The following is an 11,415-nucleotide window of genomic DNA, read 5'->3' on the forward strand; positions in this document are numbered from 1 at the left end:
GGGTACAGCAGCTCGCAGCGGTTGCTGCCGCGGATGTAAAAAAAACCCCGGCGCCAGGCCGGGGTTTCAAGTACATCTTCAATGAGAGATTGCTTTGCGACTGCGCTTCCTTATCAGAAGTCGTAGGACGCGGTCAGGCGCACCGAACGCGGTGCGGTGTAGTAGGTGCCGATACCGTAGGTGTTGGATACGGTGTACGGGTTGGCCTCGAAGCGGGCATCAGACTGCACCTGCTTCAGCTCGTTCAGCACGTTGAACACATCCAGACCCAAGGCCAACTTGTGGTCGGCGAAGGACGGACGATAGATCACACCCAGGTCCAGCTGCTTGGTCCACGGCTGGCGACCGGCATCACCCGGGCTCGACGGCTTGCCGTCACAGTAATGGAAGGAAGCGCCATAGCCGGCCACCGGCTCACTGTGGTCGGTGCCGTAGAAGCCCAGGCAGGTCTTGGGCATGCCCGACATGATGCGCACGGTGGCTGATGCGGTCCATTCGTCGTTGAACTGGTACGCACCGAAGCCCTTCAACTGGTGACGGCGATCGTTGGCCATGTAGCCACCGGCATATTCCATCAGTGCCGCTGCGTCCCAGTCCTGGGTCTTCGATACATCGTCCTGACCGATATCCGATTTCACCTGGCCTTCGGTGTTACCGAAGTTGCGCGACCAGGTGTAGTCCAGACGGCCGTACCACTTGTCGGTCATCGGATGCTCAAGGAACAGGTCGACCGCAACATAGTCACGCTTGGCCTTGGTGCTGCCATAGCCCCAGTCCTGACCATTCATGGTGAACGAGGTATAGCCGGAGCCATCCACATGCTTGGCGAGGAAGGTATTGGTCTTGCCCGGATTGAAGATCACGCAGCCCGGGATCTCGAGGCCACTCGTGTCGACATTCATCGACTGGAGCTTGGCTTCCATCAGGTCCGGGTCGCAGATGTCGTCGATCGCGGTCTGCAGGCGACGGTAGGTGACCTTGGCGCCGGTGTTCCAGGATTCACCAATGGTCTTTTCGAAACCAAGGATCAGCTCATCCTGATACTGCGACTTCAGATCGGTCGGCGCGACGCCTGCCGGATCCGGGGTCACGCCATATTCGCCATTGGAGGACACCGGGCCCGGGCCCAGCGCGGTCAGGCCGGTCGGCACGCCATTGGCATCAATGCCGGTATAGGTGAAGTACTCGCGGGTAAAGGTGGAGGCCGAGGCTCCACGGATGGCCACACTGTTCGGCAGGGCCAGGTAGTAGCGGCCCAGGTTGGCGAACACCTTCAGCGAGGAGTCACCGAACACGTCCCAGCTGGCGCCCAGGCGCGGTGCCCACTGGTCGCCGCTCTCCACGTAGGCAACGGCCGCACTGTTGAAGTTGGTGAACTTGTCGTTGCGCACACCAAGGCTCAGCAGCAGGTTCGGGGTGACCTGCCAGTTGTCTTCCAGGAAGTAGGCCTTCTGCTCGACCGACATGCTGGTGGTGGTAGCGAGGACGTACTTGTAGGCAAAGTAGCCGTCACCACCCGGTGGGGTGATGTTGAAGCCCGGGCTCGGCGACTTGTTCGGGGCGATGCTGGAGTAGTACCACGCATAGCCAGGACCAGTGATCTTCTGGCCTTCGTTCTTCGCGTTGTAGTACATGTTGTCGATACCGGCGCGGAGCTGGTGATCGCCCAGGCGGTACTCCAGATCCACGCGTAGACCACGGGTGGTGCTGCCGGCATTGTCAGCCTTGGTGTCGCGGCTGGCCTGGTCGTTGCGGATCGGCTTGCCGCCGGTGATCTTCGGATCCTGCAGGGTCACGCCGCTGAGGTAGGGATTGTTCGATTCGCCGGGGTTGTACTGCAGGTTGCTCTGCGTGCTGCGGCCCCAGACGGCGCTCAGGGTCAAGTCATCGGTCAGATAGCCGGTGTACTTGAAGATGTCGTAGTCGTCCTTGATCTTGGTCGTGTCGGAGAACGAACCAGTGCGCTCGCCTTCCTTCAGCGTTTCATAGTCGAAGGCAGTGTAGTAACCGCTGGTGCGGTCGGTGTTCTGGATGCGGGTGTATTCCAGGGTGTGGTCGTCGGTGATGTTCCAGTCGATCTTGCCGTAGAACTTCGGAGTGTCGATGGTGTAGTTGTCGCGTGCCTGCGTGCTGGAGGCAACGCTGTTGGTGGACACGCCATCCTTCTTGTCCGTCTCCGCAGCCAAGTGGACGAACAGGCGGTCTTCAATCAACGGACCACTGACATAGCCGCTTACCGTGGTACGGGTGGCAGTGTCATTGTTGCGAGAACGGTACAACGTACCCGGCTTTTTCGGATTGGAGTAGACGTAACCCGGTTTCAGTGTTGCGTTCGGGTACCAGATGTCACGCGGCGAGGCGGCGAGCGAGTCCGGTGCCCAGGTGGTCTGGAAGCCGAAGTGCCATTCGTTGGTACCGCGCTTGCCCAGCTGATTGATCACGCCGCCGGTGGAACGGCCGTAGCGCGCGCTATAGCCGCCGGTATAGGTTTCCTGCTGGTCGATCGAGCCATACGGCAGACTGACACCACCGATGTTGCTCAGCGGATTGGATGTGTTGAAGCCGTTGAGGTAGTACGCATTCTCGGTGACGCTGGAGCCGCCAAACGACAGCACCGAACGCGAGCCGTTGGTGAAGAAACCGCTGCCACTCACCACGCCCGGAGCAAGCAGGGCGATGGCTTCGGCTGAACGGCCCAATGGCAGGACGTCGAGCTGCTCGGAGGTGATGACGGACTTGGAGACCGTGTTGCTGACGTCGATCTTGGGCATGCTGGCAGCGGTAACTGTCACCGCATCCAGTGTGGTTGCACCTTCGCTGCCGAAGGAGACTTCTGTACCTGCACCGACGCGCAGCAGTACGTTCTCACGCTTGTCGAGGACTTGGCCATCACGCTCAAGACGGATGGAGTACTTGCCTACCGGCAGCGAGCCGAGGTTGTAGCGGCCATTGGCATCAACCGGAACGCTGCGCTTGAGACCGGATTCGTTCTGGACGGTGATGGTGGCGCCGGCGGCGGATGGGGCGTTGCCGAACAGGGAGCCGGTGGTGCTCTGGGCAGCGGCGGCGCCGATGACCGAGGTGAGGACGATGGCCAGCGCGGTGCGCTTGAGCCGGGTGACATTAGTGCTGCGGGTCATCAAATTTCCTTGGTTCATTGACTTGGCAAATTGCTGTTGCAACCGCGCTGCACGGAAATGTAGTTTTCGTTACAGCTGAACGAAATCTTAATTTCACTCGCGATGGATTTACAATATCAGCTGAAACAAAATTCAAATCATTGAAATACAAGTAAAAATTTAATGCGAATGAGAGTTTGCTCCTGTTCATACTCATAGCTCTCGCTTGCTCGCAAGCTCCGTACTTATGCGTACTGAATTGATTCTGGGTGCAAAAAACCCGGCGACGCGCCGGGTTGGAGTGAGGCTCTGGACGCCAATGGTCAGTGCGAAGGGGCTGTAACAGTTCCTTGCCGGGATGCTTGAGGCTGGCTGCATGGGCCGCGCCAGATGGCGTCTGTCACGCCCCGACCCGTACCCGCTCCACATCCAGATCATCCACCGCCCGCACCTCGATGCTGCCGTAAGCCGCCCACGGGAATTGCCTGGCGATGCGCATGGCTTCGTCGGCGTCTGCCGCCTCGATCAGGTTGAAGCCAGCCAGGATTTCGCGGGTCTCGGCGAACGGGCCATCGATGATCCGCGACTGGCCTTGGCGATTGCGCAGCGTCTGTGCGCTGGCCGGTGGTTGCAGGCGTTGCGACATCAATAATGTGCCTTCCGCCTGCAGGGCATCGGCGTGCTGCAGGCAGCCGCGCATCAGCGTGTCGTAGTCATCGGCAGGCAAGGTCTGCAGCAGTTGCGGGTCGATGTAGATCAACAGCATGAACTTCATGGGGGCAGCCTCATGACACGGGAAGCGCTCATCATGTCGCATCGGGGTTGCTGCATTGCGGCATGAATTCATTCATAAAAAATATCCCGCAACGCTGTCGAGGTTGTCCGCTGTGCTTCGTCGTACCTGATGTATAGCGGGCATGCCGCCTGCGACGGAGCACAGTGATGAAAGTGATGGTGCTGGTGAAAGCGACCCCCGAGACCGAGGCCGGGGTGATGCCCACGCAGGCGGAAATCGCCGCGATGGGAGCCTTCAACGAGGAACTGGTGAAGGCCGGAATCATGCTGGCCGGCGAGGGTTTGAAGCCCACTTCACAGGCGGCTCGGGTCCGTTTCGCAGCCGAGGGCCGCAGCGTGATCGACGGCCCCTTCGCCGAAACCCGCGAGCTCGTTGCCGGCTTCTGGCTGTGGCAGGTGCGCTCGTTGGACGAGGCGGTGGAGTGGCTCAAGCGTGCCCCGTTCACCCCGACCAACGGCAGTGCGGTGGAAGTGGAGATCCGGCCGTTCTTCGAAGCTGAAGATTTCGGCGCGGCCTTCACCCCGGAATTGCAGGCCCAGGAGCAGCGTTTACGCGAGCAGATCGAACGCAACAACTGAACCCAACCCCGAGCAGCAGGAGCAATACGATGAAATTGATTCCGTTTTTGGGCTTCAACGGTCAGACCCACGAGGCAATGGCGTTCTACGCCAAGGCGCTGGGTGGCACGGTGGTGTCGGAGATGAAATACGGCGACATGCCGCCGAGTCCGGACATGGACGCCGAAGGCTGCGGCGGTTTCATGCCGCAACCGGAGCAGATCGCACATTGCCAGGTCGAAGCCGGCGGCGCGACGCTGATGGCGGCCGATGGTCCGCAAGGTGCTGGTGGCAGCGCCACCACCATCAACGTCGACGTGGACAGCATCGAGGAAGCCGAACGCGTGTTCGCAGCCCTGGCCGAAGGTGGGCAGGTGCAGATGGCGCTGGCCGAAACCTTCTGGGCGCACCGCTGGGGCATGCTGCTGGACCGCTACGGCAAGCCGTGGATGGTGAACTGCATGAAGCCGATGCCGGCGGAGGGCTGAGCATGGGCAACCCGCAGATGATCTTCGTCAATCTTCCAGTGCGCGACCTGCAAGCCTCCAGGGCTTTCTTTGGCGCGTTGGGTTACAGCTTCAACCCGCAGTTCAGCGACGACAACGCGGCCTGCATGGTGATCAGCGACAGCATCTTCGTGATGCTGCTGGTGGAGCCGTTCTTCCAGACCTTCACCACCAAACCGCTGATTGATGCGCGCAAGCAGACCGAGGTGATCACCTGCTTGTCGGCGGTCAGCCGGCCAGCGGTGGATGAGCTGGTGGACAAGGCCTTGGCCGCCGGCGGCAGCGAACCGATGCCGGCGCGTGATTACGGCTTCATGTACCAGCGCGGCTTCCAGGATCTGGATGGCCATCTGTGGGAAATCGCCCATATGGATGGCGAGCCGGGCCAATAACCAGGAGACGATCATGGCTTACGTGGATGGATATGTATTGCCGGTACCCAGCGCGAAGATCGATGACTACAAGCGCATCGCACGCAAGGCCGGGAAAGTGTGGAAGGAGCACGGCGCCCTGGCCTATGTCGAAGCGGTGGCCGAGGACGTGAAGCCGGGCAAACGCACCTCGTTCCCGCAGGCGGTGAAGCTGAAGGAAGACGAGGTGGTGGTGTTCGCCTACGTGGTGTTCCGCTCGCGCGCGCACCGCGACAAGGTCAATGCCAAGGCGATGGCCGATCCACGATTGGCCGGGATGGGACCGAAGGACATGCCCTTCGATGGCAAGCGCATGTTCTGGGGCGGATTCAAGCCGTTTGTGCAGTTGTGATGCTCCGCCCCCTCCCTTGCGCCGAAGGCGGAGGGGAGGGCTGGGGAGGGGTTGGCTTTTCGCATCACCGGTGCAGGCCCATGCCGAGCATGGGCCTGCACTACCGCCGCTCCCGCGAATGCGCTGCTTGCTTGCAGCAATCTCACCGCGATGCTTTGATCGCGCCTATGACCGATCCACAGTTGCAACGACTGCTCGACACCCTTTGGCGCATGGAATCGCCGCGTCTGGTAGCGCGCCTGGCACGCATGCTCGGCGATCTCGACAGCGCTGAAGAACTGGCGCAGGACGCCTTGGTCGCGGCATTGGAGCATTGGCCAAAACAAGGCATTCCCGACAATCCAGCCGCCTGGTTGATGGCCACCGCACAGCGGCGCGCAATCGATCGGCTGCGGCAACGGCGCCTGCATGCGCAGCGGCAGGCGCAGATCATCGACGAACAGCAGGACTACGCCATGGGCGCGGATCAGTCCGACCATCTGGACGACATCGGTGACGATCTGTTGCGGTTGGTTTTCGTCGCCTGCCACCCCGAACTGCCTGCCGATGCGCGGGTCGCGCTGACCCTGCGCCTGCTGTGCGGCTTGAGCACCACCGAGATCGCACGTGCTTACCTGGTTCCCGAGCCCACCATCGCCCAGCGCATCGTCCGCGCCAAGCGCCTGCTGGCCGAACGCAAGGTGCCGTTCGAAGTGCCGCGTCTGCAGGAGCTGTCCGCACGCTTGCAATCGGTGCTGGACGTGGTCTATCTGGTGTTCAACGAGGGCTATACCGCCAGCAGCGGTGAGGATTGGATGCGGCCGGCGCTATGTGAAGAAGCGCTGCGGCTGTGCAGGGTGCTGACTGGATTGATGCCTAGTGCCGTACCGGTGCTGGGCCTGCTGGCCTTGATGGAGCTGCAGGCCTCACGCCTGCGTGCGCGCGCAGCGGCCGATGGCTCAGCGGTGCTGTTGTTGGAGCAGGATCGCAGCCGTTGGGATTGGCTGCAGATTGCACGCGGCCAGGCAGCGTTGGATCAGGCGATGAAGTTGGGCGGGGCCGATGACGCCTATGTATTGCAGGCCGGTATCGCCGCCTGCCACGCACGCGCACGACAGGCTGAGCAGACTGATTGGCAGGCCATTGCGGACTTGTATGCGCGCCTGGCCGAGGTGATGCCGTCACCCGTGGTGGAGCTCAACCGCGTGGTTGCGGTGGCGCAGGCCCACGGTGCGGCACCGGCCTGGAGCCTGCTGCAGGTGTTGATCAATGACCCGCAGCTGCAAGGCTACGCGCCGTTGCAGGCTGTGCGCGGTGACCTGCTGGCGCGGCTTGGACGTGCACCCGAAGCAAGGCAGGCGTTCGAGCAGGCAGCGCTGCTGAGCAGCAATGCGCGCGAGCGCGAGGCGCTGCGGAGCCGGGCGGCAACCCTGCAATAAGACACTGCACATCAGAGCGCTGGGCTGGCTACACTCCAAAAGTTGCCTTACCACTGGAGTACAGCGTGAAACGAGTCGTAATCAGCCTGTTGGCGATGTCGGTATCCACAGCCCTGATGGCTGCCCCGCCCAAGTTTGATGGCGCCCGCATCTCGGCCGACGTCCGCGAGCTCGCCTCCGACGCCTATGAGGGCCGCTCCCCGGCCACGGCTGGCGAGGAGAAGACCATCGCCTTCCTGAGCAAGCAGTTCGCTGCTGCCGGCATGCAGCCGGGCGGCGACCTGCAGGACGGCAAGCGCCTGTGGACCCAGGCCGTGCCGCTGCTCAAGGGCGACATCGTTGGCAAGCCGGTGCTGTCGCTGAGCAGCCAAGGCAAGCCGCAGACCCTGACCCAGGGCCAGGAGATCGCCGTGCGTGCGGCCATGAACGGCGCCAGCGCAGTGGACATCAGCAACGCACCGCTTGTGTTCCTGGGCTATGGCGTCAAGGCGCCGGAGCGCAACTGGGATGACTTCAAGGGCGTGGACCTGAAGGGCAAGATCGCCGTGGTGCTGATCAATGACCCGGATTTCGAGACCGGTGCCGGTGACTTCGACGGCAAGGGCATGACGTACTACGGCCGTTGGACCTACAAGTACGAAGAGGGCGCGCGCCAGGGCGCCGCTGGCGTGCTGATCGTCCACGAAACCGCACCGGCCTCCTATGGCTGGGCAACGGTGGCTGGCTCCAATACCAACACCATGTTCGACGTGGTCCGGCAGAACCCGGCCGAGGCGCACCCGGCGCTGGAAGGCTGGATCCAGCGCGACCTGGCGGTGGAGCTGTTCAAGCGCGCCGGTCTGGATTTCGAAGCGCTGAAGAAGCAGGCGCAGTCGCGTGACTTCCAGCCGGTGGAGCTGAAGGGCGAAACCTTCTCGGCCAACTACCAGGTCAAGAACGAAGTCATCACCTCGCACAACGTGGTCGCGCGCCTGGAAGGCAGCACCTACCCGGACGAAACCATCATCTACTCCGGTCACTGGGATCACATCGGCGTTGGTGAACCGGACGCGCGCGGTGACCGCATCTTCAACGGCGCGATGGACAACGCTTCCGGCACCGCCGCCCTGGTCGAGCTGGCACGTGGCTTCGCCACCCAGCCAAGGCCGCAGCGTTCGGTGCTGTTCCTCGCCGTAACGGCGGAAGAGAAGGGCCTGCTCGGTTCTGAGTACTACGCCAGCAATCCGCTGTACCCGCTGGCCAAGACGGTGGCGGTGATCAACATGGACGGCATGTCGCCGTACAGCCCGTCGCGTGACTTCGGCATCTACGGTACCGCCAAGGTCGAACTGTTGGACCAGCTCAAGGACGTGGCCAAGGGCTGGGACATCCGCTACACGCCGGACACCAAGCCGGAAGCCGGCCTGTTCTTCCGCTCGGATCACTTCCCCTTCGCCAAGCGCGGTGTGCCTGCGCTGTCGTACGGGGCGGGGCAGGACTGGATTGACGGTGGCGTCGCCGCCGGCAAGAAGGCCTCCGACGAGTACACCGCCAAGCGCTACCACCAGCAGGGCGACGAATGGCAGGCCGACTGGACCTTCGCCGGCGCCGCGCGTGACCTGGAAGTGCTGTACACGCTGGGCGAGAAGCTGGCCAACTCGCGCGACTGGCCGAACTGGAGCCCGGAAGAAAGTTTCCGTGCGACGCGTGATGCGAGTGCGGCAGAGCGCAAGTAAGGTTTGAGGGCCTAGAAGTTTGAAGGCTTTAAAGCTTTGAAGCCCCTCTCCCGTTCACGGGAGAGGGGTTGGGGTGAGGGCGGCTTTTGCTTTAGAGCGCAGCGATCCTGCGTTTGAGGCTTTACCGGTAAAGCCCCTGCCGAGCATGGCTCGGCACTACAAGCCCCTCTCCCGTTCACGGGAGAGGGGTTGGGGTGAGGGCGGCTTTTGCTTTAGAGCGCAGCGATCCTGCGCTTGAGGCCTTACCGGTGAAGCCCCTGCCGAGCATGGCTCGGCACTACAAGCCCCTCTCCCTCCGGGAGAGGGGTTGGGGTGAGGGCAGGGGGCCCACAAATACATACAACCCCCAAGAATCCGGTCACAGCACCATCAAGGAAGACCCATGACAAACACCAGCGCCTGCGGCGCGATCCTGTGCCTGGTTGGCATCACCTCCTCGTTGTGGGCCTCTGCCGCGCCTTTGCCGGCAAACTGGCAGATGTTGCCGACCGCGCAGCAGGCGCCAGAGAAAGGCCTGCCGTCAGCCCTGCAGGCACCGTTGCTGGCCAAACAGCAACGCCCGTTGGACAGGGTGGAACTGGTGGTGGCGTTGCCGTTTGAGCAGGTGCTGCCGGTGGTGCAGGCCAGCCTGGCACCGCTGGGCAAATTCAATGCGCCAGTACAGCGCACCCGCGTGGCCTATATGGACCACGGCTGGGGCAATGTGCTGATCGCGCGCCGACCGGAACTGAAGGCCGAGTTCATCCGTCGCTACCGCATGCCTGCGTTGCAGACGGCGGTGGAGCAGGGCGCCCTGCTGGTCGAGGAACTGCCGCTGCGCGAGCAGCGCCTCCAGCGTGACGCAACCGTCGATGCGATGAGCGACAAGCTGGCCGAACTGCAGGGCAGCTTCGCCAGCTGGCAGGCCAGTGCCGAGCAGAAGCACGGTGTACTCGGCCGCGCCAAGAGCACGATCCAAGTGCGGGTGATGCAGGTCGACGAAGCATTGGGCAAGTCGGCTACGGCAATCAGTTTGAGCCGGACTGACGACTGGCCAAATCCGAACGGTGGCATCGTCGACCAGCTGCGCGAGTTCAACGTGATGGGCGGTGGCCCCTCGCCACGTTTGAGCCGCCGCCGCGTGCCTGAGGCGGTGTTCACGCCGGTTTATGACGCCGTGCGCGCGCTGCCCGGCGCTGCCCTGCAGATCGGCGTCAGCGCCAGTGATTGGCAGCCGCCAGCGCAAGCAGACAGTCGCATCATCGAACCGACCTTGGCGGCACCGGGCGGCAACAAGGACGCGACCGCAGCGCAGCGTCTGCTGCCTTTCGGCAGTGGCGACTACTACGACATGCGGCCGCTGGCCGATGGCAGCGTGCTCCTGCTCAGCAGCTATCCCGAGGCCTTGTGGCGATGGGCGCCGGGCATGGGCGAGAAGCCGCAGCGTCTTTGGCAAGCCAGCGCGGATACCGGTCGTGCTGGCCTGAGTGTGGACCTGCAGGGTCGTAACGCCTGGCTGGCGGTACAGCAGCAGATCGTGGAGTACAGCCTGGACCAGCAGCGGGCGATCGCACATCCGCTGCGTTGGGCAGCCGGTGTGCGTCAGCCGATCAGCGGCGGTTGGAAGTGGACGCATGACACGCAAGGTCGGCCGGTGCCGTACGACCATGCCCTGGACGGCGGTGGCGCGATCCGAGACGTGCTGCGTGTACTGCAGCCGCAGGCGACGCCATCGGCCGACGGCGAGCCATGGATCTATGCGCAGCGTTTCGATGCGCCACGGCAAGGTGTGGTTGGCAGCTATCCGGGCAACTCGCTGGTCAAGCCGGTACGCTGGGACAGGCCCGGACAAGGTTTCTGGATCGAGGACCCGGCAGGCTTGACCGAGCTGGATGGCACCACCGGTCGGGTCAGTCGCGTGCTGAGCTTGCCGCGCCGCTTCGGCAAGGCTGATGGCAATGACGACACCGGCATGGCGCAGTGGGTGCCAGCGCCGCTGGGCTCGGCCAAGGGCGGTTGGGTTGCGGTCGGCTTCGTGCTGATGGAAGGCACACGGCGCGATCCGGGCATGCATGTGGTGGATCTGGCCAGCGGCAAGCTGCGCTATTCGTTGGCGTTGCCGGGGCTGAATTCCTTGAACGCGGCAACGGCCTCGGCCGACGGGCGCCTGCTGGCCCTTGGCGGCAACGATGGCAGCACCCCGGTGCTGGCGGTGTGGAATCTTGAGTCGGGGCAATCACTGTCATTGAATGCCAGCCTCTCCGCCTGCTGGGACCTGCGCCAGCTGCATTGGGCGCCGCAGGGTGACGCGCTGATCGGCCTGTGTGGCGATGGCGTGGCGCGTTGGGCGCTGCCGGCAGAGTGGCGATCCCGGTGATGCAGGTCGGATTTGTAGGAGCGGCGTAAGCCGCGAAGCAGGTCGATCATCTGATTGCGGGCTTGTCTGGCCCGTCATTGCTGCCGGCTTCGCGGCTTACGCCGCTCCTACAAAGGCCCGGGTTTTCCAAAACCGCCCAACCCGGCTTGGTCGCCCATTTACGGGGTTAGTGGCAGGCCGCGTGCC

At 63.1% G+C, this 11,415-nt stretch carries 9 protein-coding genes; 7 read left to right on the forward strand and 2 right to left on the reverse strand.

Annotation, left to right across the window (positions count from 1 at the left end):
• Nucleotides 1–113: 113 nt before the first annotated feature.
• Both ACVOLL_RS07535 and ACVOLL_RS07540 read right to left on the reverse strand, forming a co-directional pair.
• A complete protein-coding gene (locus ACVOLL_RS07535; protein ID WP_481512332.1) occupies nucleotides 114–3,140 on the reverse strand; it encodes a TonB-dependent receptor in 3,027 nt (1,008 codons plus the stop codon).
• A 379-nt stretch (nucleotides 3,141–3,519) separates the two neighbouring features.
• On the reverse strand, nucleotides 3,520–3,894 hold the full coding sequence (locus ACVOLL_RS07540) for a YciI family protein (protein ID WP_481512333.1): 375 nt from the start codon (nucleotides 3,892–3,894) through the stop codon (nucleotides 3,520–3,522).
• Nucleotides 3,895–4,061: 167 nt separating this feature from the next.
• Between ACVOLL_RS07540 and ACVOLL_RS07545 the strand changes: the two genes are divergently transcribed.
• From ACVOLL_RS07545 to ACVOLL_RS07575, 7 genes are all read left to right on the forward strand, one after another.
• Nucleotides 4,062–4,493, forward strand: coding sequence for a YciI family protein (locus ACVOLL_RS07545; protein WP_481509603.1), 432 nt, complete (start codon nucleotides 4,062–4,064; stop codon nucleotides 4,491–4,493).
• 29 nt (nucleotides 4,494–4,522) lie between these two features.
• Complete coding sequence (locus ACVOLL_RS07550; RefSeq protein ID WP_481512334.1) at nucleotides 4,523–4,960, forward strand: VOC family protein; 438 nt, start codon at nucleotides 4,523–4,525, stop codon at nucleotides 4,958–4,960.
• Nucleotides 4,957–5,370 (forward strand): VOC family protein, encoded by a 414-nt coding sequence (locus ACVOLL_RS07555; protein WP_481512342.1) that lies wholly within the window; start codon nucleotides 4,957–4,959, stop codon nucleotides 5,368–5,370. Before ACVOLL_RS07550 ends, ACVOLL_RS07555 begins: the two co-directional genes overlap by 4 nt.
• Before the next feature lie 13 nt (nucleotides 5,371–5,383).
• Nucleotides 5,384–5,740, forward strand: coding sequence for a DUF1428 domain-containing protein (locus tag ACVOLL_RS07560; protein ID WP_282268480.1), 357 nt, complete (start codon nucleotides 5,384–5,386; stop codon nucleotides 5,738–5,740).
• Between the two features lie 167 nt (nucleotides 5,741–5,907).
• Nucleotides 5,908–7,158 carry an RNA polymerase sigma factor gene (locus tag ACVOLL_RS07565; RefSeq protein WP_481512335.1) on the forward strand — a complete coding sequence of 417 codons (1,251 nt, stop codon included), beginning with the start codon at nucleotides 5,908–5,910 and terminating at the stop codon, nucleotides 7,156–7,158.
• A gap of 65 nt (nucleotides 7,159–7,223) precedes the next feature.
• Complete coding sequence (locus ACVOLL_RS07570; RefSeq protein ID WP_481512336.1) at nucleotides 7,224–8,873, forward strand: M28 family metallopeptidase; 1,650 nt, start codon at nucleotides 7,224–7,226, stop codon at nucleotides 8,871–8,873.
• Between the two features lie 382 nt (nucleotides 8,874–9,255).
• A complete protein-coding gene (locus ACVOLL_RS07575; protein WP_481512337.1) occupies nucleotides 9,256–11,229 on the forward strand; it encodes a hypothetical protein in 1,974 nt (657 codons plus the stop codon).
• The last annotated feature ends 186 nt before the right edge of the window (nucleotides 11,230–11,415 follow it).

This window comes from Stenotrophomonas sp. STEN035 (assembly GCF_056759935.1).